23 protein-coding genes and 1 tRNA gene are annotated in these 20,192 nt (G+C 29.4%); 14 read left to right on the top strand and 10 right to left on the bottom strand.

Going from position 1 to position 20,192, the window contains the following annotated elements:
* Positions 1-5: 5 nt before the first annotated feature.
* The 7 genes from JEY78_RS01665 to JEY78_RS01695 form a co-directional block, all read right to left on the bottom strand.
* Positions 6-365, bottom strand: coding sequence for a hypothetical protein (locus JEY78_RS01665; protein WP_291846243.1), 360 nt, complete (start codon positions 363-365; stop codon positions 6-8).
* A gap of 85 nt (positions 366-450) precedes the next feature.
* A complete protein-coding gene (locus JEY78_RS01670; RefSeq protein ID WP_291846245.1) occupies positions 451-921 on the bottom strand; it encodes a regulatory protein RecX in 471 nt (156 codons plus the stop codon).
* A gap of 10 nt (positions 922-931) precedes the next feature.
* Positions 932-1,396: a cupin domain-containing protein gene (locus JEY78_RS01675; protein ID WP_291846246.1), complete on the bottom strand. Its 465-nt coding sequence runs from the start codon at positions 1,394-1,396 to the stop codon at positions 932-934.
* Between the two features lie 85 nt (positions 1,397-1,481).
* Entirely contained in the window at positions 1,482-4,898 is a 3,417-nt protein-coding gene (locus JEY78_RS01680) for an efflux RND transporter permease subunit (RefSeq protein WP_291846247.1), read from the bottom strand.
* Between the two features lie 33 nt (positions 4,899-4,931).
* A complete protein-coding gene (locus tag JEY78_RS01685) occupies positions 4,932-6,062 on the bottom strand; it encodes an efflux RND transporter periplasmic adaptor subunit (RefSeq protein ID WP_291846248.1) in 1,131 nt (376 codons plus the stop codon).
* A 12-nt stretch (positions 6,063-6,074) separates the two neighbouring features.
* Positions 6,075-7,418: a TolC family protein gene (locus tag JEY78_RS01690; RefSeq protein WP_291846249.1), complete on the bottom strand. Its 1,344-nt coding sequence runs from the start codon at positions 7,416-7,418 to the stop codon at positions 6,075-6,077.
* Between the two features lie 3 nt (positions 7,419-7,421).
* Positions 7,422-8,027: a TetR/AcrR family transcriptional regulator gene (locus JEY78_RS01695; protein ID WP_291846250.1), complete on the bottom strand. Its 606-nt coding sequence runs from the start codon at positions 8,025-8,027 to the stop codon at positions 7,422-7,424.
* A 161-nt stretch (positions 8,028-8,188) separates the two neighbouring features.
* Between JEY78_RS01695 and JEY78_RS01700 the strand changes: the two genes are divergently transcribed.
* Together JEY78_RS01700 and JEY78_RS01705 are read left to right on the top strand one after the other, a co-directional pair.
* Positions 8,189-9,160, top strand: a complete 972-nt coding sequence (locus JEY78_RS01700) for a polyprenyl synthetase family protein (protein ID WP_291846252.1) — start codon at positions 8,189-8,191, stop codon at positions 9,158-9,160.
* Positions 9,161-9,162: 2 nt separating this feature from the next.
* A complete protein-coding gene (locus JEY78_RS01705; protein ID WP_291846254.1) occupies positions 9,163-9,510 on the top strand; it encodes a hypothetical protein in 348 nt (115 codons plus the stop codon).
* Here JEY78_RS01705 and JEY78_RS01710 read toward each other — a convergent pair.
* Positions 9,494-10,006 (bottom strand): hypothetical protein, encoded by a 513-nt coding sequence (locus JEY78_RS01710; RefSeq protein WP_291846256.1) that lies wholly within the window; start codon positions 10,004-10,006, stop codon positions 9,494-9,496. The two genes, JEY78_RS01705 and JEY78_RS01710, sit on opposite strands and share 17 nt — an antisense overlap.
* A gap of 100 nt (positions 10,007-10,106) precedes the next feature.
* On the opposite strand from JEY78_RS01710, the gene JEY78_RS01715 reads away from it, so the two are divergent.
* Positions 10,107-10,180, top strand: a tRNA-Ile gene (locus JEY78_RS01715).
* 362 nt (positions 10,181-10,542) lie between these two features.
* Positions 10,543-10,692 (top strand): PID-CTERM protein-sorting domain-containing protein, encoded by a 150-nt coding sequence (locus tag JEY78_RS01720; RefSeq protein ID WP_291846258.1) that lies wholly within the window; start codon positions 10,543-10,545, stop codon positions 10,690-10,692.
* Here the strand turns inward: JEY78_RS01720 and JEY78_RS01725 are convergent, their stop codons facing one another.
* Entirely contained in the window at positions 10,693-11,277 is a 585-nt protein-coding gene (locus JEY78_RS01725; RefSeq protein WP_291846260.1) for a riboflavin synthase, read from the bottom strand.
* 62 nt (positions 11,278-11,339) lie between these two features.
* On the opposite strand from JEY78_RS01725, the gene pdxA reads away from it, so the two are divergent.
* From pdxA to JEY78_RS01760, 7 genes are all read left to right on the top strand, one after another.
* Complete coding sequence (gene pdxA / locus JEY78_RS01730) at positions 11,340-12,377, top strand: 4-hydroxythreonine-4-phosphate dehydrogenase PdxA (RefSeq protein ID WP_291846262.1); 1,038 nt, start codon at positions 11,340-11,342, stop codon at positions 12,375-12,377.
* A gap of 84 nt (positions 12,378-12,461) precedes the next feature.
* Positions 12,462-13,013 (top strand): DUF177 domain-containing protein, encoded by a 552-nt coding sequence (locus JEY78_RS01735; RefSeq protein WP_291846264.1) that lies wholly within the window; start codon positions 12,462-12,464, stop codon positions 13,011-13,013.
* A 5-nt stretch (positions 13,014-13,018) separates the two neighbouring features.
* A complete protein-coding gene (rpmF, locus tag JEY78_RS01740; protein WP_291846266.1) occupies positions 13,019-13,213 on the top strand; it encodes a 50S ribosomal protein L32 in 195 nt (64 codons plus the stop codon).
* Positions 13,214-13,364: 151 nt separating this feature from the next.
* Positions 13,365-14,360, top strand: a complete 996-nt coding sequence (locus JEY78_RS01745) for a beta-ketoacyl-ACP synthase III (RefSeq protein ID WP_291846268.1) — start codon at positions 13,365-13,367, stop codon at positions 14,358-14,360.
* A gap of 26 nt (positions 14,361-14,386) precedes the next feature.
* Positions 14,387-14,860: an acetyl-CoA carboxylase biotin carboxyl carrier protein gene (gene accB, locus JEY78_RS01750; RefSeq protein ID WP_291846270.1), complete on the top strand. Its 474-nt coding sequence runs from the start codon at positions 14,387-14,389 to the stop codon at positions 14,858-14,860.
* Positions 14,861-14,939: 79 nt separating this feature from the next.
* A complete protein-coding gene (gene accC, locus JEY78_RS01755; protein WP_291846271.1) occupies positions 14,940-16,292 on the top strand; it encodes an acetyl-CoA carboxylase biotin carboxylase subunit in 1,353 nt (450 codons plus the stop codon).
* A gap of 73 nt (positions 16,293-16,365) precedes the next feature.
* Positions 16,366-16,830: an Lrp/AsnC ligand binding domain-containing protein gene (locus JEY78_RS01760; protein WP_291846272.1), complete on the top strand. Its 465-nt coding sequence runs from the start codon at positions 16,366-16,368 to the stop codon at positions 16,828-16,830.
* Positions 16,831-16,874: 44 nt separating this feature from the next.
* Here JEY78_RS01760 and JEY78_RS01765 read toward each other — a convergent pair whose 3' ends face one another.
* Positions 16,875-17,573 carry a zinc metallopeptidase gene (locus JEY78_RS01765; RefSeq protein WP_291846274.1) on the bottom strand — a complete coding sequence of 233 codons (699 nt, stop codon included), beginning with the start codon at positions 17,571-17,573 and terminating at the stop codon, positions 16,875-16,877.
* Positions 17,574-17,652: 79 nt separating this feature from the next.
* Here JEY78_RS01765 and JEY78_RS01770 point away from each other — a divergent pair, with 79 nt between their 5' ends.
* From JEY78_RS01770 to JEY78_RS01780, 3 genes are all read left to right on the top strand, one after another.
* Positions 17,653-18,690, top strand: coding sequence for an asparaginase (locus tag JEY78_RS01770; protein ID WP_291846276.1), 1,038 nt, complete (start codon positions 17,653-17,655; stop codon positions 18,688-18,690).
* 280 nt (positions 18,691-18,970) lie between these two features.
* Positions 18,971-19,717, top strand: coding sequence for a MotA/TolQ/ExbB proton channel family protein (locus tag JEY78_RS01775; RefSeq protein ID WP_291846278.1), 747 nt, complete (start codon positions 18,971-18,973; stop codon positions 19,715-19,717).
* Between the two features lie 9 nt (positions 19,718-19,726).
* The gene (locus JEY78_RS01780) at positions 19,727-20,188 is read left to right on the top strand and encodes a hypothetical protein (RefSeq protein WP_291846280.1); all 462 of its coding nucleotides are present in this window, start codon (positions 19,727-19,729) and stop codon (positions 20,186-20,188) included.
* Positions 20,189-20,192: the final 4 nt, after the last annotated feature.

Below are 20,192 nucleotides of genomic sequence, written 5' to 3' on the forward strand. Positions count from 1 at the left end.
ATGTATTAATAAGTGTTTTTAGTTAGTTCTTTCGCTTCAAATTCTTCAATTTTAAGTACTTTATTATTATCATATTCAATTTTAGTCACTTTATCTTTGTTCCAGTAGGTCCAAACACCAACTTTTGCACCATTATTGTAAGTTGCTAAACATTTTCTAGATCCATCTCCATTATAACTTTCCCAAGAAGCGTGTAATTTGCCTTCTTTTGTGTAAAACCCATGTTGCATTATTGCGCCATTCTCATAATATAAAGTAATTTCTTGTAAATCGCCTTTAGTTTCGGTTTTTGGCAAATATTTTGTTTGTGAAAATACTGAAACAGAAAATAGTAATACTGCTAAAATTAATAGAAATTTTTTCATTAGTTGACTTTTATAGTTAAGCCAAATTTACGGAATTAAATAATTTTTAAAAATGATTAAAATCATTGATATAGTTGATTGAAAATTAAACTATTGCCTTTACAGTTTTAAAAACCAAATTAGACTCAAAACCTTTAGAGATAAGGTAGTTAGCTAGTTTTGATGTTTTTTTGAAGTTATTTGGCTCTTTTATAAGGTGTAATTTTTTTTCTGCTAATTTTTCAAGCGTATTCAAATATTCAGTTTCATCAATTTCTTTTAGCGCAGTATTAATGTTATATGTAGATATATTTCTAAATTTTAACTCATTTAAAATACGTTGCTTTCCCCAATTTTTTATAGAAAATTTTCCTCGAACAAATGCTTTAGCAAAACGTTCTTCATTTAAAAAATTATGTTGTAGTAAGTGTATAATAATTTTTTCTTTCGCTTCCGGAATCATATTTAAATCATACAGTTTTTGCTCTACTTCTTTATGACAACGTTCTTGATAAGCACAATAATTTTCTAAGAGTTTTGTAGCTTCATCAACCGTATATGATTTATCATTTTTCATGTTAAATAATTTACTTTTTTGGCTCGTTTGATGTTATTACAAAAATTATTAAGGGTTCATTTGTTGTATTTTTTACAGAATGAAAACCAATTCCATTTACGGCAGTTATACTCCCTTTTTTTATTTTTTGAGTTCTAATAGAACCAGTTACACCAGCTCGGTCTGCATATTCTCCTTCACCTTGCATAACAACGTATAATTCTTGTTCATTTCTGGTTCCGTGAGTGTGAAAACCTGCTTGGTCATCTTTATTCAAAAAAACCATATAAGCGCCAATTCTGTTATTAACTAATTCGTCAACACCAAACATTTGAAGCAAGTACACAGTTCCATTTCCGTTGTACATAGCTTCTCTTTTGTCTACTCTAACAACGCTGCGAACTTCATTTCCAAAAGGTGTGACGGTTAAATCTAAATATTGAGATATAGTTTCAATTACTTTATTTTTTTCTAGATCTTCAGCTGTTTCTTTCATCTTTTTGTTAATTAAAAAGGTTGCTTAAAAGTATTAAATTACTTTTAAGCAACCTTAAATATTAGCACTCTTTTTATAAATTAAGTTATTGTTTTCTGTTTAATTTTACTTTTAAATTATTAATTAAAGAATACATTACAGGTACAATAATTAAAGTTAAGAAAGTAGCGAATGTTAAACCGAAAATAATTGTCCAAGACATTGGTCCCCAGAAAGCTACGTTTTCACCACCAATATAAAATTGTGGGTCAAATTCCGTAAACAACGTCATAAAATTAATGTTAATTCCAATGGCTAATGGTAACAATCCTAAAATGGTTGTAATTGCCGTTAACAATACAGGACGCAAACGAGTTTTTCCACCTTCAACAATACTTTCATAAATTAAATCTTTTGATAAAGTACCTTCTTCTAAACCTTGCTCTTCACGTTTTCTAATCAATATTAAATTGGTATAGTCAATCAATACAATGGCGTTGTTTACTACAATTCCAGCGAGGGAAATAATACCAATCATTGTCATCATAATTACAAACTCCATTCTAAATATTATTAATCCGAGCAATACTCCAATTAAACTTAAAAGAACTGATAATGATATAATTATAGGTGTTGAAGTTGAGTTAAATTGCCCAACTAAAATTAAAAATATTAAGAAAACCGCAATTAATAATGCTTTACTTAAAAAGGCCATTTCTTCGGCTTGTTTTTCTTGCTCACCAGTAAAAGAAACGGAAACATTTTTAGGTAAATTATAGTTTTCCATCACCTTTTTAATTTGGTCGTTTATTTCTGTTGCGTTATAACCTTCAAGAACATTTGAGAAAATGGTAATAACTCTATTTAGTTCTTTACGTTTTACTGCACTAAATGTTGATGAGGTTTCAGAATGTGCCACTGCAGAAACTGGAACCTGAACAATTTGTCCATTACTTGCATTTCTAAATGTAATTTTCTGATTTAATAAAGATTCTTTATTATAACGGTATTTATCCATTAAACGAATATTAATTGGATAATCATCTTCGCCATCTTTAAATGTTGAAACTTCTTTACCAAATAATGATGTTCTAATAGCATCTCCAATTTGTCCAGTTGAAATATTTAAACTTCTGGCTTTTTGTCTGTCAATTATAAAAGGTAATTCTGGTTTTCCTTGTTCAACATCTAAACTTAATTCTTCAATACCTAAAATATTAGCATCATTAATGTGTTGTTTAATCTTTTCTGACGTTGCTAATAATTCTTCATAATCATCCCCAGAAACCTCAATATTAACTGGCGCTCCGGTTGGAGGTCCATCCGAAGGTCTATCTACAGTAATATTTACACCAGGAAAGTTTTTTAACAATTGTCTTATTTCAACTAAAACATCATCAGTATCAACATCACCACGATCCATAAATTTTACAAAATCTACAGTAATACGCGCTTTATTTGGTGTTGTACCACCTTGCTGACCTTGGTTTGGATCACTGGTTCCTTCACCAACCTGACCAATTACTGAAGTTATTATTTGGTTTTTACCATTTACTTCATATTTCTTTAAATAATCTTGAATTTTATTTTCAATTTCAATAGAAAGGTTATTGGTGACTTCAATGTCAGTTCCAATTGGATATTCTAAATAAACATACACTTGTTTTGGCGGCGTTTCTGGAAAGAATAATACTTTTGGAGGGAAAATAGCAAATAATACAAATGAAAAGAATAGCAATCCAAATGTTCCTAAAAAGAACCATCTAGGTCTTTTTCCTTTTAAAGTATATACTAATGTTCTTTCATAAAAAGCTTCAAGTCTTGGTAAAAATATTGTTTGAAACCACTCGGTTGCAGGACTTAAAAATTTGGTATTTATAACACGTAATAATCCTGCCAAAACCAACAATAAACCAATTACATTTAAAGCTTTTGAGTCAGTTGATAAGCCACCAATTATAAATAAAACACCTACAGTAAACAAGGCGCTACTAAAAATTAATATTCTTTTAAAGTTAACTTCATCTTCTTTTATTTTCATATAAACAGAAGTTAACATAGGGTTTATTAATAAAGCTACAAACAGCGATGAACTTAATACAATTATTAAGGTAATTGGTAAATAACGCATAAATTCACCCATCATTCCTGGCCAAAAAGCCAATGGAAGGAAAGCAGCTAATGTTGTTGCAGTTGATGCAATAATTGGCATTGCAACTTCACCAACACCGTATTTTGCAGCATCAATTTTAGAATAACCTTCATCTAATAATCTGTATACATTTTCAACAACTACAATACCGTTATCAACTAGCATTCCTAAGGCAATTACAAGGGAAAATAATACCATTGTATTTAATGTTACGCCCAACGCACTAAGTATAATGAAAGACATAAACATAGACAACGGTATAGCAATTCCTACAAATAATGCATTTCTAATTCCAAGGAAGAAAAGTAATACTAAAACCACTAAAATAATTCCTAAAATAATACTGTTTTCAAGGTCAGCAACCATTGTTTTAGTATCATTAGTTTGGTCGTTGGTTTTAGAAACATTTAAGTTTTCTGGAAAATATTCTTCTTTTGCTTTTGCTAAAATAACGTCAATTTGTTCTGAAGCGTTTATTAAATTTTCTCCACCACGTTTTGTAACATCTAACATTAAAACGGGTTGCGAAAATTCACGAGCAAAACTTTCTTTTTCTTGCTCTTTAAAGCTAACAACTGCAATGTCTCTCAAATAAACAATATTATTGTTTTCTTGTTTTACAATAATGTTTTCAATTTCTTTAGCCGATTTAAATTCGCCAATAACACGAACATTTCTTCTAATACCATTTTCAAGTAAATCACCACCAGATACGGTCATGTTTTCATTTTGAATGGCCATGGCAATATCATTAAAGCTAATTTGAGATGTTTCCATCTTGTACAAATCAACACTAATTTCAATTTCTTTATCTTGAATTCCTCTAATATCTACTTTAGATATTTCTGGAACTTTTTCAATTTCTTCTTCTAAATATTCACCATATTCTTTTAATTGATCCATAGAGAAATCTCCAGATAAATTAATGTTCATAATTGGCATTAATTCGGCAAAGTTCAACTCTTGAACATTTGGATCTGCAGGTAAATCTTTCGGGAAATCTTTATCAGAAGTTGCGGCATCCACCTTATCTTTTACTTTACGTAAAGCTTCGGTTGGTGTTACGCTAAAATCAAATTTTACTTGTATGGATGAGAAACCTTCAATAGAAGTTGAAACAATTTCATCAACACCAGAAATTCCATTAATCTCTTTTTCTAAAGGTCTGGTTACCAGTTTTTCTATATCTAATGCAGAGTTTCCAGGATAAGGTGTAGAAACGTAAATTTCTGGCACAACAATTTCTGGAAACGATTCACGAGGCATACTTGTGTATGAGAAGATACCTGCTATAAATATCATAGCAATGATCACAAAAACGGTCATTTTATTATAAATGGACCACGTGGATATTTTAAATTCTTTATTCATTATAATGCTGTATTATTTAGTTTACAGATTTAATTAATTGTTAATTTTAACAAAATCACCAGCTTTTACAATTCTAGCGCCTTTGTCTACCAACGTGTCAGTAGCTTCTAAACCTGCTGTAATAAATACTTCGTGGTTGTATTCTTTTAATATTGTGATTAACTTTTTAATAACCACATTTTCATTGTTTTCAGTTTTTAATGTAAACACATAATCGTTTCCTTTCTGATCTTTTTGCACTAAAGTTGAAGGAATTACCAAACCTTCTTGTTTAAAGTCAACAATTTTTAAATCAGCTAAAAGGTTAGGTTTAATAGTGTTGTCTTTATTCGGGATATTAATACGCGCTTTAAAACTTCTGTTATCTGGATTGATATAATTTCCAATTTGAGAAATTTTAGATTCCACTTCTTTTTCAATTGATGGGAAGTTTAAAATAGTTTCAGTACCAATTTTTACAACAGGTAAATACGTTTCAGTTACATCTGCTTCAATATAAACATTGTCTAAGTTTAATAAACGTACAGTAGGTGTTTGTGGACTTGTTAATTCGCCAATTCTAGGGAAAACTTCATCTACAATTCCGCCAAAAGGAGCAATAATTTTCATTTTTCTAGCCTGTGTTTTTAACGAAGCTAAATTGTTTTCTAAACTTTCTTTTTGCGCTTTTGCTTGTAAATATTGCATTTCTGAACCAATTTTTTGATCCCATAAACGTTTTTGACGATCAAAAGTAGTTTTTGCTAAATTTAACTGTGTTGTTAATTCGGCAATGCTATTTTTAATGGCGCTATCATCTAATTGAATTAATGTTTGTCCAGCAGAAACTTTTTGACCTTCTTTAACGTAAATAGCTGTTACGGTTCCGCCCATTTCTGGTCTTATTTCAATGTTTTTATCAGCCTGAACTACACCTTGTATTTCAATATAATGTTTAAAAACTTCTGTTTTAACTGGTAAAACAGTAACAACATGTAATTTTCTTGTAGTGTCTAATTTAGAAAGTTTGTCTTCAACAATTTTTAGTTGTTGGTTTAAACTATCAATCTGATTTATTAATGTATTTTTTTCAGAATTTAAATCTGAAATAGATGTTTTTTTAATTTCTTCTCCGCAAGAAATAAGAACTGTTGCTGCTATAAAAAGTAATATTATATTTTTCATGTTGTTTGATTTCTAGTTGTTAATTGGTATGTTTAATGCATTATCTAAAGCTGCTTTGTTTGCAATTAATTGCAGCATGTTTTGTAAATAATTTTGTTGCATTGTGTATAATTGTCTTTGTGCCTCAGAAAGTTCAAAACTGGTAGAAAGTCCTTCAAAAAACTTAATTTGTTGTTTTTTCTCTATACGTTCCGCTAATGCTAAATTTTGCTTAGAAGTTTCAAATTCTTCAACGCTAAATTTGTACTCTGTTTTTGCAGAAGCTAATTGCAATTGTAATTTTTGTTCAGTTTCTGTAAGGTTTGTTTTAGCTTTATCTAATTCAATTTTAGCCTGTTGAGTTCTAGAACTTCTGGCTAAACTACTGAAAATAGGAATGTTTAAGCTAACACCCAACAAAGAAGAATCGAACCATTTTTGATCTTTTTTTGTAAAATCAAATTCTTGTCCATATCCTGCGTAACCAAAGTTTAAAAAACTACTTAATGTTGGTAATGCTTTGCTTTGTTCTAGTCTTACTAAAAGTTCATTAGCTCTTTCGTTGTTTTTTGCAATTTTAAAATCTATATGATTTTCAATAGATAAATCATTAGAAAGCAATTCTAAATCTAAATTTTCTTGGGCAAGTTTGTTTAAATTATCTGTTAATGTTAATGCTGTATTTATATCGGTTCCTAACGTAATGTTTAACATTTTGTAGGCGATGTTTTTCAAGTTTTTTGTTTTAGATAACTGACTTTTTATAGATGCCAAAGTAATTTGTAATTGCTCTATACTTTCTTCTTCGGCCAAACCATTTTTATAAATCTCAATAGTTTCATCTAAGTTTTTTTGAAGTGTCGCTATATTTTTTTCCAAAATCTGCACACTTTCTTCACTTAAAAGTACGTTTCCGTAAGCATTAATTACTGCTTCTCTAATACCTAATTCCGTTTTTTCTTTGGCATTTTCGGAAATTTTTAAATAGGTTTTGGCAGATTGTAATCCAACTAAATAAGAGCCATCAAAAATTAACTGATTTAAAGTAGCGGTAGCATTCATATTATGTTTTGTTCCAAAAGAAACTTCTGAAAATTCTCCTGCATTTCCACCAAAAAATTCAGCAGGAATTAAGGATACTTGTTGTTTTATCCAATTTTGATAATCTATTGTTGCGCTAATTTGTGGAAGTCCCATAGTGGTAGTTTCCCACCTTTTTAATTTGGCAGCATCAATATCTCTAGTGGCATTTATGCTTGCATAACTATTTTTTAGAGCATAATCAATAGCTTGTTCAAGCGATAGCGAAATGCTTTCCTGTGAATTAATATGAACACTACAAAGTATTCCAATTAGTAGTAATATTGTTTTTTTCATTATTTAATTTGCGTTTTGTTCAAGTTGTTGTTCTAGTATTTTAATTCCTTTTTCAGTTGAAATTGCTCTTGTGTGATATTCTAAGGCCTTTAACTCTAGGTTGTTAATGGTGTTTTTGTTGTAATGATGTAAGTTAGTGTCATGCACGCTCATTACCAATGAAAAATAGAATTTTGTAATTATTTCAATTTCAATATCTTTTCTGTATAAACCTTCATTTATTCCTTTTATAATATTTTTCTGAATACAATCTTTAAACATGCAAAATTCATCTGCCATTAATTTATGATACGTTTTTGGATAATATTTTTGAAGCTGATACATTGGTGAATCATCACTATTTTTTAATAAATCTTTAAAAGCATTTTTAATTTCAAAATTTTCTTCAATGGCGTTAAACCCTTTTTCACAAATACATGAAACTGAGTTATGAATAAGTTCATGTAAATGAGATATTGATTCATCAACCAGCTCTTCTTTATTGCTGAAGTATTTATAAATAGTCTTTTTTGAAATACCTAGTTCATTGGCAATATCATCCATAGTAACACTTTTAAAACCAAATTTTAAAAATATTTCTCCAGATTTTTGTAATATATTTTCTTTCATACTTTCAATTTAATATAAAATTGCGGGTGCAAATATACGCAAGGAAACTTAAGAAACAAAAATAGTTTCCATTGTTTTAACAATTTAATAACATTCAAAAAAATAGTTGAATTATTAATTGTAAAAATGAAATCTGTATTTTTACAAAAAAATATAATTACATGAACATTGAAGATACCTATAAGGAAGATTTTTTAGTCTATTTAAATGAAACAATTAAAATTAAAGAGCCTAAAAATTTATATGAACCAATTCATTATATTTTACAAATAGGAGGTAAGCGTTTACGACCAATTTTAACTTTAATGACGTGTGATATTTTAAACGGAAATGTAAAAAATGCTTTTGACGCTGCATTTGCGGTGGAAGTATTTCATAATTTCACTTTAATTCATGATGATATTATGGATAGCGCACCTATTAGAAGAGGCAAAGAAACGGTTCACATTAAATGGAATGTAAATACGGGAATATTGTCGGGTGATGCAATGATGATTTTAGCATATCAATGTTTTGAAAATTATGAGCCGTTTATTTATAAAAAACTATTAAAACTATTTAACCAAACAGCTTTAGAAGTTTGTGAAGGACAACAATTAGATGTAGATTTTGAAGTTAGAAAGGATGTAACCATTGCTGAATACGTTAAAATGATAACTTATAAGACATCCGTTTTAGTGGCTGCGGCAATGAAAATGGGTGCAATAATTGCAGAAGTTAGTGATGAAGAAGCTGATAAAATTTATGATTTTGGATTGAATTTAGGTATCGCATTTCAATTACAAGATGATTATTTAGATACTTTTGGAGATGCAGCAACTTTTGGGAAACAAATAGGTGGAGATATTCTAGAGAATAAAAAAACATTTTTATATCTAAAAGCCATTGAAGTTTGTAATATTGAAGATAAAAATTTGCTTTTAAACTTATATAAATCAAAAGATGTTGATGACTCAAAAGTAGAGAAAGTGACTAATATTTTTGTTGAAAATAAAATTTCTGAACGTACCATAAATGAAATTGAAAACTACACAAATAAAGCATTTGAAACATTAGAAACGTTGTTAATATCAGAAGAGAAAAAAGAAATTCTTAGAAATTTTGGAAGTAGTTTAATGAAACGCAGTTTATAATTATGTTAGCAGGGAAAAATTCTTTAGAACTATTAAAATCAGTTGAAACTGAAAATTTAGTTGTTAAGTTAATAGAACAATTAAATAAAGATTTTCAGTTGGCAAATATTAATGAAGAATTTAAATTGAATATTTCAGTTCTTGAATTAAAGAATAATTTAGATAGTTTGTTATTGTATTTAATCACAAAAAAATATGATGATTATTTAAATCTTTTATACAGAATAGATGTTTCTGAAAAAGAAATGGCAACAATTAATAACAATAATTTAGTTGGAACCATTGAAAATATAACTTTTTTAGTTTTAAAAAGAGAATTTCAAAAAGTTTGGTTTAAAAATAGAACCTAAAAACAGGTGTTAAGGCAGAAGGTTGTGTAATATTTTTAGTTTTATCATACAATAGATCATATCTTAAACCAACGGAGACATTCCCAGAAACATATTCAAGCCCTAAATAAAGCGCAGTTTGCCATTGAGAAAAACCTTCAGCATTATATTTTTGATTGATTTTCAACTCTTCTAATTCAGTAGATAATTGCAGATAATTTATAGGTTTATATAAAACCAAAATGCTACCTCCAAATAAATTTGTGGTACTTCTATAAGCGGATTTATTTTTTATATATACATATGTAAGTCCTAGCCCTGCAGAGAATTCATCAGAAAAACCGTAAATAGCACTTGGTGAAATAGAAAATGTAGAATATGAACTTCCTAGGCCAATATTAAATCCACCACCAAATCTAACATTTTCTAAAAAATTATTTGAAGTTGTGCTCTTTTGAGAAAAGGCATTCAAACTAGTTATAATAATTATAAACAATAAATAAGTAGTTTTGTGCATGTTACAAGCTTTAAGCGAATATAAAAAAATAATTGAAATAATTTTATAGGATAAATATTGCGCATAAAGTAAATATGTATTATTTTTGCGCCCAGTTTTAGGTCCCATAGCTCAGCTGGTTAGAGCATCTGACTCATAATCAGAGGGTCCTTGGTTCGAGCCCAAGTGGGACCACTTTTAAAAAGACTTTACTTAGTTGTAGGGTCTTTTTTCATTTAAATATTGCTATTAGCTGAAAGGAATATTAAAAGAACAGTTTGCTTTTCATTGCGCACCAGTTATTGTTAAATTCCTGTATTTGGTCTAATTTATATAAATCTTCTTTTAAATTAATTAATTAGATTTATATTTGTAATGTAATAAAATATTGTTTTTAGCGTTTTTTATTTCAAGAAGATTTGAATAGTTATTTTTGTAATCAATTGAAATATAAATTATTAAAGTTTAATATTTATAATATTAATTATAATTTATTTGTAAATAAACCCCAATAAATGAAAAAAAAGAGTAACATATATATATTATGTTTTTTCTTTGTGTTTGTAAGTCTAGTAGGATATTCTAAAACTCCGCCTACCCCTATAGGTCCTCCAGCTGAACCAGGCTTGCCAATAGATGGAGGATTGTTTTACCTATTAATTTCAGGTGTGCTTTATGGTGTTTATGAATTGAAAAAGAAAAAATAATTATTTTTCTAATAGTCTAGCTACGTACTTACCAATTACATCAAATTCTAAATTAACACTAGTTCCAATTTTAAAAGTGTGAAAATTTGTATTTTCATAAGTGTACGGAATAATTGCCACTGAAAATCTATTCTTTTTAGAATTTACAACGGTTAAACTTGTTCCGTTAATTGTTACAGAACCTTTTTCAATAGTTATATTGTTATAAGAGTTATCATAGTCAAAATCAAAAAACCAACTACCATTTTGTTCAGTAACTGAAGTGCAAGTAGCAGTTTGATCTACATGTCCCTGGACAATATGGCCATCTAGTCTAGCTCCTAGAACCATAGCTCTTTCCAAATTTATTAAATCACCTACTTTAAGATCTTTAAAGTTAGATTTTTCAAGGGTTTCTTTAATGGCTGTTACAGTGTATTCATTCCCATTTATTTTTACAATTGTTAAGCAAACACCGTTGTGAGCAATACTTTGGTCTATTTTTAACTCATTTGTGAAATTACTATCAATTGTTACGTGAATATTTTCACCTTCTTTAATTATATTTTTAACAGTACCTAAACTTTCAATAATACCTGTAAACATGTTTTTGTAAATTAAATTGATTACTTTTGAAGTCTCAAAATTAAGAATAATTAACTTGTTTAATGGACAAATTTGAAAAAATAAAATTAGGAATTTCTATAGGAGATTTTAATGGAATTGGCATAGAAATTATATTAAAAACATTTTTAGATAAAAGAATGTTAGATTTTTGTACACCTATTATATTCGGTTCAACAAAATTAATTTCTTTATGGCAAAAAAAAATCAATATCAATATACCTATTAATGGTATAAGAGAGGCAGACAAAGCAATTGAAGGGAAACTAAATGTTTTAAATTTATGGAAAGAAGATATTGAAGTTGATTTTGGAAATCCTACAAGTTCTTCTGGAGAATATGCATTTAAATCGCTGGAGGCGGCAACAAAAGCATTGAGCAATAGTGAAATTGATGTTTTAGTAACTGCACCAATCAATAAGGATAATATTCAGTCAGAAAATTTTAAATTTCCTGGGCATACGGAGTATTTAGAATCTCAATTAGAAGGAGAAAGTTTAATGATTTTAATGTCTGACAATTTAAGAATTGGTTTAATTACAGGTCATATACCTGTTTCAAAAATATCAGAAACAATTACTTCAGACCTAATTCAAAAGAAGGTTGCTATTTTGCATCAAACGTTAATTGAAGATTTTGAAATATCTAAACCAAAAATTGCAATATTAGGGTTAAATCCACATTGTGGAGATAATGGAGTTATTGGTACCGAAGATGATACAGTAATACGTCCAACCATTGCAAAAATTCAAGAAACTGGTAAAATTGTTTATGGTCCGTATGCTGCAGATAGCTTTTTTGGGTCTGGTAATTACAAAAATTTTGATGCTATTTTGGCCATGTACCATGACCAAGGTTTAGCACCGTTTAAAACGCTGGCATTTGGTGGAGGTGTTAATTTTACTGCAGGTTTAAATAAAATTAGAACGTCGCCAGATCACGGAACTGCTTATGAATTAGCAGGAAAAGATAAAGCGAATATAAACTCATTTAAAGAGGCTGTTTTTAGTGCTATTCAAATTTTTAGAACCAGAAGTGAATATAAAAGTTTGACAGAAAACGTGTTAAAAATTTCTAATTAAAAATAAAAACAATAAATTTTCAAAAATAATTTTATAATAGTATTTATAATTTTATATCTTTGCACGCTCAAATTGAAGTTCTAAATGAAAGATTTAAAAGAGTTTGATATTTCTTTTATCGGATTAAAGGAAGGTTATCATCAGTTTGAATATATAATTAATAATAAGTTCTTTGATTTTTTTAAATACGATGAATTTAATGATTCAAATGTAAAAGTTGATTTGTCATTTCTAAAGAAAGCCACCATGTTTGAATTAAACTTTCAATTTTCTGGTTGGGTAGAAGTAGCTTGTGATTTAACAAATGAATTATTTCATCAACCAATTGAAACTGAAATTGATTTAATTGTGAATTTTGGGAATGAATATAATGATGAAAACGAAGAGTTACTTATTATTCCTCATTCAGAATTTAAAATTAATGTTGCTCAATATATATATGAAGCAATTGTATTAGGTGTTCCCTTAAAGCGCATTCATCCAGGAGTTGAAGATGGAACATTAAAATCTGATGTATTAGAAAAATTAAAAGAATTAGAAGTTAAAGATCTAGACGAAGAAATAGAAGAAGATAACATTAAGGAAATTGATCCTAGATGGAATAAATTAAAAGAATATACTAATAGAAAAAAATAAGAGTAATGGCACATCCAAAGAGAAAAATATCGAAAACTAGAAGAGACAAGAGAAGAACTCATTATAAAGCAGTAGCACCACAAGTAGCTGTTGATCCAACAACTGGTGAAGCTCATTTATATCACAGAGCTCATTGGCATGAAGGAAAGCTTTTTTATAGAGGTCAAATCGTTATTGATTCAGTTGAAACACAAGCATAATTAATATATATAATTAAGCAAAAAACTCTCATTTTGAGGGTTTTTTTTGTTTTTTATGCCTAATAAAACTAAAAAATGACAAAATTGGTGAATGAATAGAAATAAAATTCATTACTTTTGACCGTCTTTTTTTGTTTAAAGAAATTATAATATGACTAAAATTACTGCAGCAATTACCGCCGTTGGAAAATATGTTCCTGAAGACATTTTAACAAATGAAATGTTGGAGAAAATGGTTGATACTAATGATGAGTGGATTACTTCTAGAACAGGAATTAAAGAAAGACGAATATTAAAAGGAGAGGGCAAGGGGACTTCCTTTATGGCTATTAAAGCCGCTCAAGAATTAATAAATAAGAAAAATTTAGACCCAAAGGAAATTGAATTAGTGTTAGTTGCAACAGCAACTCCAGATATGCAAGCTGCTGCAACAGCAGCGTATGTAGCTTCAGAAATAGGCGCAGTAAATGCTTTTGGATTTGATTTGGAAGCTGCTTGTTCAAGTTTTTTATATGGAATGTCAGTTGCGGCTCGGTATATAGAATCTGGGAAATATAAAAAGGTATTATTAATTGGGGCTGATAAATGTTCTTCAATGATTGACTATACAGATAGGCTAACTTGCATCATTTTTGGTGATGGAGCAGGAGCAGTTTTATTTGAACCAAATGAAGAAGGTTTAGGTCTGCAAGATGAGTACTTGAGAAGTGATGGTGCTGGCAGAGAATTTTTGCAGGTAAAAGCAAGTGGTTCTATGTATCCCGTAACAAAAGAAGCGATAGATAAAAGAGAAAATTTTGTTTTTCAAGATGGTAAAACAGTGTTTAAAAATGCTGTTTTTAATATGGCAGATGTTTCAGTGAAAATGTTAGAACGAAACAATTTAACTAAAGATGATATTAATTGGTTAGCGGCACACCAAGCAAATAAAAGAATTATTGAAGCTACGGCTAATAGAATAGAATTGGATAGTTCAAAAGTAATGATGAATATTCAAAAATATGGTAATACAACTTCTGCAACATTACCTTTATTGTTGGCAGATTATGAACAGCAACTTAAAAAAGGAGATAAAATAATATTTGCGGCATTTGGTGGAGGTTTCACATGGGGATCGATCTACTTTAAATGGGCATATAATTCTTAACAAATTAACAACCTAAAACGAATGATATGGATTTAAGAGATATTCAAAATCTAATAAAATTTGTTGCCAAATCTGGCGCAAGTGAAGTAAAGTTAGAAATGGAAGATATTAAAATCACCATTAAAACTGGAACTGAAAAAACAGAGACTACAATTGTTCAACAAGCACCGCTGAATATTCCTCAAATGCCAGTAATGGCACCTGGAGTTGAAAATCAAGCTCCAATAGCTAGTGAAGTTGTTGCAAATGAAACGTCTAAATATAAAGAAATTACCTCACCAATAATTGGTACTTTTTATAGAAAACCATCTCCAGATAAACCAGTATTTGTTGAAGTTGGAGATACAATAAGTTCAAATACAGTAGTATGTATGGTTGAAGCAATGAAATTATTTAATGAAATTGAATCTGAAATTTCAGGTAAAATTGTTAAAATACTAGTTGAAGATGGTACACCAGTTGAATTTGGTCAACCATTGTTTTTAGTAGATCCATCATAATGTAAAATCACAATTTTCAATTCCCAATCTCCATTTCTTTTGGAATTTGTTTGTTGAATTTTGAAAAATTGAAGAATTTATGTTTAAAAAAATATTAATTGCCAATAGAGGCGAAATAGCGCTGCGAGTTATTAGAACTTGTAGAGAAATTGGAATAAAAACAGTTGCAGTTTATTCTACTGCAGATGCTGAAAGTTTGCACGTAAGATTTGCTGACGAAGCGGTTTGCATTGGGCCGCCACCAAGTAGTGAATCTTATTTAAAAATGCAATCAATTTTAGCAGCAGCAGAAATTACCAACGCAGATGCAATTCATCCAGGTTATGGATTTTTATCAGAAAACGCAAAATTTTCTAAATTATGTGAAGAGCACGGTATTAAATTTATTGGTGCAACAGCTGATATGATTAATAAAATGGGAGATAAAGCTTCTGCAAGAGCAACAATGAAGGCTGCTGGAGTTCCAACAATTCCGGGATCTGATGGTATTCTTGAAACTTTTGAAGATGCTGAAAAATTAGCTGATGAAATGGGATATCCTGTAATGCTTAAAGCAACTGCAGGTGGTGGAGGAAAAGGTATGCGTGCCGTTTGGAAAAAGGAGAAATTGCATGAATTATGGGACTCCGCCAAACAAGAAGCGTTTGCTTGCTTTGGAAATGACGGAATGTACATGGAAAAATTAATTGAAGAACCTCGCCATATTGAAATTCAAATTGTGGGTGATTCTTTTGGGAAGGCATGTCATTTATCAGAAAGAGATTGTTCTATTCAACGTCGTCATCAAAAACTTACTGAAGAAGCACCGTCGCCTTTTATGACTACCCAATTAAGAAAAAAAATGGGAGATGCTGCTGTAAAAGCTGCTGAATATATTTCGTATGAGGGTGCTGGAACTATTGAGTTTTTGGTAGATAAGCATAGAAATTTCTATTTTATGGAGATGAATACTCGTATTCAAGTTGAGCATCCAATTACAGAGCAAGTTATTGATTACGATTTAATTTACGAGCAAATTAAAGTAGCTGCAGGGATTCCAATTTCAGGAAAAAATTATACACCAAAATTACATTCAATAGAGTGTAGAATTAATGCTGAAGATCCTTTTGTAGGGTTTAGACCATCACCAGGAAAAATTCAAACATTGCATGTTCCAGGAGGTCATGGGGTAAGAGTAGATACGCACGTGTATGCAGGTTATACAATTCCGCCAAATTACGATTCAATGATTGCGAAATTAATTACTACTGCTCAAACTAGAGAAGAAGCAATTGCAAAAATGCGCAGAGCATTAGATGAATTTGTAATTGAAGGAATAAAAACTACAATTCCTTTTCACAGACAATTAATGGATCATCCAGATTATATTGCTGGGAATTACACTACAAAGTTTATGGAAGATTTTGTATTAGTTCCTGAAGAAAAAGAATAAAGTTATAAAACTTAAAAAAGGATATGAGAAATCATATCCTTTTTTATTTTAAATTTACTTGATTTTACATATTATGAAAGATAGCGAACTAAAAATTGATGGCATAGATAAAGTTATTTTAAAGCATTTAATGAAAGATGCTAGAACGCCAATTTTAAGTATTGCAAGAGAAATTGGTGTTTCTGGTGCAGCTATTCATCAAAGATTACGAAAGTTAGAATCTTCAGGATTAATAGAAGGTTCCAAATTTCATGTAAATCCTAAAGTGCTAGGTTATGATACACTGGCTTTTGTAGGTATTTATTTAGATTCGGCAAGTAGATATATAACGGTTTTAAATCAATTTAAAGATATTCCAGAAATTTTAGAAAGTCATTATACAACTGGAAATTGGTCGGTATTATTAAAAATTGCTTGTAAAAATAATGAGCATTTAATGACTATTTTAAATCAACAAATTCAAACCATAAAAGGAGTGGCAAGAACAGAAACGTTTATATCTTTAGATCAACAGATTAATCGTCAAATTTCAATATAAAAAAACCAGCTTTAAGCTGGTTTTTTAAATTATAGTATATTTTTTTAATCTCTTGAGCCTAATATTTGCAATCCCCAATATAATAACATGGCTAAGGAACCTAAAGCTGCAACTAAATAAGTTCTGGCAGCCCATTTTAATGAATCTTTTGCGCCATCTTGTTCTGCATCAGTTAGCATATTATTAGTTTTTAACCAAGCTAAAGCTCTGTTACTAGCATCATATTCTACAGGTAAAGTAATAAAACTAAAAATGGTAGCAACTGCCATCATTGCAAGTCCTATAACTGCAATTGTAAATCCAATTCCAGAACTACCAGAAAAAGCACTTAATAATAAACCTCCAATTACCAACCATTGTGAAAATTTTGAAGAAACGTTTACTGCAGGTACTAGTTGCGACCTCATTGTAAGCCACTTATATGCTTGTGCATGTTGAATAGCATGACCCACTTCGTGTGCAGCAACAGCAGCAGAGGCAGCATTGCGTTGTGAATAAACGGATTCACTTAGGTTAACTGTTTTGTTTACTGGATTATAGTGGTCGGTTAATTGCCCAGCCGTAGAAATAATTTTAACATCATAAATACCATTGTCTTGTAGCATTTTTTCAGCAATTTCTCTGCCGCTTAATCCGTTTCTAAGTTGAACAGTTGAGTAATATTTAAATTTACTTTTTAGTTTTTGACTAACAAGCCAACTTACTAAAGATATTATTCCAATAATTATATAAAATCCTATCATATATTTCTTTTTTAGTTAATGAATTTTTATTTTGATAAATTTACATCATAAATTATTCCAAAAAAAAGGGTCAGACAAAATGGCAAAAAAATCTAAGATATTGTTAATATATACTGGTGGAACAATAGGTATGGTGAAAGATTATAAAACGGGAGCATTAAAAACTTTCAATTTTAATAAACTTTTAAATCATATTCCTGAAATTAATCAGTTAAACTGTGAAATTGAAAGTATTTCATTGAAAAAACCTATAGATTCTTCAAATATGAATCCATCAAATTGGGTTTTAATTTCTGAAATTATTGAAAAGAACTATCAAAAATTTGACGGGTTTGTTGTTTTGCATGGCTCAGATACCATGTCATATACAGCGTCTGCTATTAGCTTTATGTTTGAAAACCTATCAAAGCCTATAATTTTTACGGGGTCACAATTGCCAATTGGTGATTTACGTACCGATGCAAAAGAAAATTTAATTACATCTATTCAAATTGCCTCAGCAATAGAGAATGAATTACCTGTAATTTCTGAAGTTTGTTTGTATTTTGAATATAAATTATATAGAGCAAATAGAACTACTAAAATAAATTCAGAACATTTTGAAGCTTTTACATCGCCAAATTATCCACCACTTTGTGAAAGCGGAGTGCATTTAAAATTTAATAAAAATTTAATTTTTAAGCCGAGTGCAGAAGAAAATTTAACTATTAGGAAAAACATGGTGAGTGATATTGTAATTCTGAAAATTTTTCCTGGTATTACAGAGTATGTTGTTAAAAGTATACTTTCAATTGAAAAATTAAAAGGAGTAATTTTAGAAACTTACGGTTCTGGGAATGCCCCAAATGAAAAATGGTTTATATCCTTATTAAAGGAAGCGATTGTTAAAGGTATTCAAATAATTAATGTAACACAGTGTGCAGGCGGAAGTGTAATTATGGGGCATTATGAAACGAGTACTCAACTTCAAAAAATTGGGGTAATAAGCGGATACGACATAACAACAGAGTCAGCAATTGCTAAGCTTATGTATCTTTTGGGTGAAAAAATTCCTAAAAATCAATTTCGTGTAATTTTTGAAACTTCACTTAGAGGAGAAATTTCAAAACAAGAATAAAAATTATGTAATAGATTTAAGTTTTATTGAATTTATTTCAAAAAAAACAAGAAATTCAATGCTTTTTTACAATTATTTAAAAAAATAATGATTGAAAAAAAAAATATTTAAAGTCGCTTTAAAATTTTCAGAATTCAACATTTTTTTGTTACTTGCCATTCGCAAAAGACACGTTAGGTTTGATGTGTTAGAATTGATATGATATTATAATTCTAAGCTTTAATTATGTTTTTTGTAAATTTTAAAACCGGATAAAAATTAATAAATTAACTATTACACGATGAAAAGAGTATTTACTATCCTTGCGATTACAGGATTATTGTTATTTGGAGCAGCACCTAAAGCTATTGCACAAGATGCAGCTAAAACTGAACAAGTTGCTGATGCAACCGAATCAAAAACATTTCACCAAGAATTAAAACAACGTTTTATTGAAGGTGGACCTTTCTTTATGGGAATTGTATTAGTAGCCTTAATTTTAGGATTAGCTATTGCAATTGAAAGAATTATTTACCTTAACATGGCAACTACTAATACTAAAAAATTAGTAAGCAGTGTTGATGATGCATTAGCATCTGGAGGTGTTGAAGCAGCAAAAGAAGTTTGTAGAAATACAAAAGGACCTGTAGCTTCAATTTTTTATCAAGGACTTGATAGAATGGACGAAGGTGTAGAAGCGGCTGAAAAAGCAGTTGTTGGATACGGTGGAGTTCAAATGGGATTATTAGAGAAAAACATTTCTTGGTTATCTTTATTTATTGCATTAGCACCGATGTTAGGTTTCATGGGAACAGTTATTGGTATGATTGATGCATTTGACTCTATTCAAGCAGCAGGTGATATTTCTCCAACAGTAGTAGCTGGTGGTATTAAAGTAGCATTATTAACAACTGTATTTGGTTTAGTTGTAGCTATTATTTTACAAATTTTCTATAACTATATTATTTCTAAAGTTGATAGTATTGTAAATAATATGGAAGATGCTTCCATTTCACTTGTTGACCTTTTGGTTAGACATAAAAAATAAGAATAAATTATGAATACAAAAATTTCTAAGATATTAACTTATGCAACAGGTCTAATAGGATTGATTGGATTCTTTTTCTTCATTAGAATTGTTGTAGAAGGTGATACAAATATTGAGAATGATGTTAACTTACAAAACAGTATTCTTTCTCCATTTATTACATTTTCTATAATTACATTATCAGCTACAGCTTTAATTGCTGTTGGTTATTCATTAATTAATTTGTTTAAACACCCAGATGTATTAAAGAGATCGCTAATTGGAGTTGGTATTTTGTTAGTGTTACTAATTGTTTCTTATTCATTCGCCTCAGGTGATGCAGTAACAGATCAATTAGGTAAAGTTTTACCTGACGGTGAAGCAGGTAGTGTTTCTAAATGGGTAAGTACATTAATTAACTATAGTTTTATATTAGGTGCTATTGGTTTAGTATTCTTTTTATTAGACTTTGTTAAAGGACTTGTAAAATAAATTA

The organism is Lutibacter sp. (assembly GCF_016342705.1).
Lineage (GTDB): Bacteria > Bacteroidota > Bacteroidia > Flavobacteriales > Flavobacteriaceae > Lutibacter.

Excerpts from the sequence above, each read along its gene's own strand:
- JEY78_RS01665 (WP_291846243.1), bottom strand. The coding sequence starts at position 365 with ATGAAAAAATTTCTATTAATTTTAGCAGTATTACTATTTTCTGTTTCA.
- JEY78_RS01670 (WP_291846245.1), bottom strand. The coding sequence starts at position 921 with ATGAAAAATGATAAATCATATACGGTTGATGAAGCTACAAAACTCTTA.
- JEY78_RS01675 (WP_291846246.1), bottom strand. The coding sequence starts at position 1,396 with ATGAAAGAAACAGCTGAAGATCTAGAAAAAAATAAAGTAATTGAAACT.
- JEY78_RS01680 (WP_291846247.1), bottom strand. The coding sequence starts at position 4,898 with ATGAATAAAGAATTTAAAATATCCACGTGGTCCATTTATAATAAAATG.
- JEY78_RS01685 (WP_291846248.1), bottom strand. The coding sequence starts at position 6,062 with ATGAAAAATATAATATTACTTTTTATAGCAGCAACAGTTCTTATTTCT.
- JEY78_RS01690 (WP_291846249.1), bottom strand. The coding sequence starts at position 7,418 with ATGAAAAAAACAATATTACTACTAATTGGAATACTTTGTAGTGTTCAT.
- JEY78_RS01695 (WP_291846250.1), bottom strand. The coding sequence starts at position 8,027 with ATGAAAGAAAATATATTACAAAAATCTGGAGAAATATTTTTAAAATTT.
- JEY78_RS01700 (WP_291846252.1), top strand. The coding sequence starts at position 8,189 with ATGAACATTGAAGATACCTATAAGGAAGATTTTTTAGTCTATTTAAAT.
- JEY78_RS01705 (WP_291846254.1), top strand. The coding sequence starts at position 9,163 with ATGTTAGCAGGGAAAAATTCTTTAGAACTATTAAAATCAGTTGAAACT.
- JEY78_RS01710 (WP_291846256.1), bottom strand. The coding sequence starts at position 10,006 with ATGCACAAAACTACTTATTTATTGTTTATAATTATTATAACTAGTTTG.
- JEY78_RS01725 (WP_291846260.1), bottom strand. The coding sequence starts at position 11,277 with ATGTTTACAGGTATTATTGAAAGTTTAGGTACTGTTAAAAATATAATT.
- pdxA (WP_291846262.1), top strand. The coding sequence starts at position 11,340 with ATGGACAAATTTGAAAAAATAAAATTAGGAATTTCTATAGGAGATTTT.
- JEY78_RS01735 (WP_291846264.1), top strand. The coding sequence starts at position 12,462 with ATGAAAGATTTAAAAGAGTTTGATATTTCTTTTATCGGATTAAAGGAA.
- rpmF (WP_291846266.1), top strand. The coding sequence starts at position 13,019 with ATGGCACATCCAAAGAGAAAAATATCGAAAACTAGAAGAGACAAGAGA.
- JEY78_RS01745 (WP_291846268.1), top strand. The coding sequence starts at position 13,365 with ATGACTAAAATTACTGCAGCAATTACCGCCGTTGGAAAATATGTTCCT.
- accB (WP_291846270.1), top strand. The coding sequence starts at position 14,387 with ATGGATTTAAGAGATATTCAAAATCTAATAAAATTTGTTGCCAAATCT.
- accC (WP_291846271.1), top strand. The coding sequence starts at position 14,940 with ATGTTTAAAAAAATATTAATTGCCAATAGAGGCGAAATAGCGCTGCGA.
- JEY78_RS01760 (WP_291846272.1), top strand. The coding sequence starts at position 16,366 with ATGAAAGATAGCGAACTAAAAATTGATGGCATAGATAAAGTTATTTTA.
- JEY78_RS01765 (WP_291846274.1), bottom strand. The coding sequence starts at position 17,573 with ATGATAGGATTTTATATAATTATTGGAATAATATCTTTAGTAAGTTGG.
- JEY78_RS01770 (WP_291846276.1), top strand. The coding sequence starts at position 17,653 with ATGGCAAAAAAATCTAAGATATTGTTAATATATACTGGTGGAACAATA.
- JEY78_RS01775 (WP_291846278.1), top strand. The coding sequence starts at position 18,971 with ATGAAAAGAGTATTTACTATCCTTGCGATTACAGGATTATTGTTATTT.
- JEY78_RS01780 (WP_291846280.1), top strand. The coding sequence starts at position 19,727 with ATGAATACAAAAATTTCTAAGATATTAACTTATGCAACAGGTCTAATA.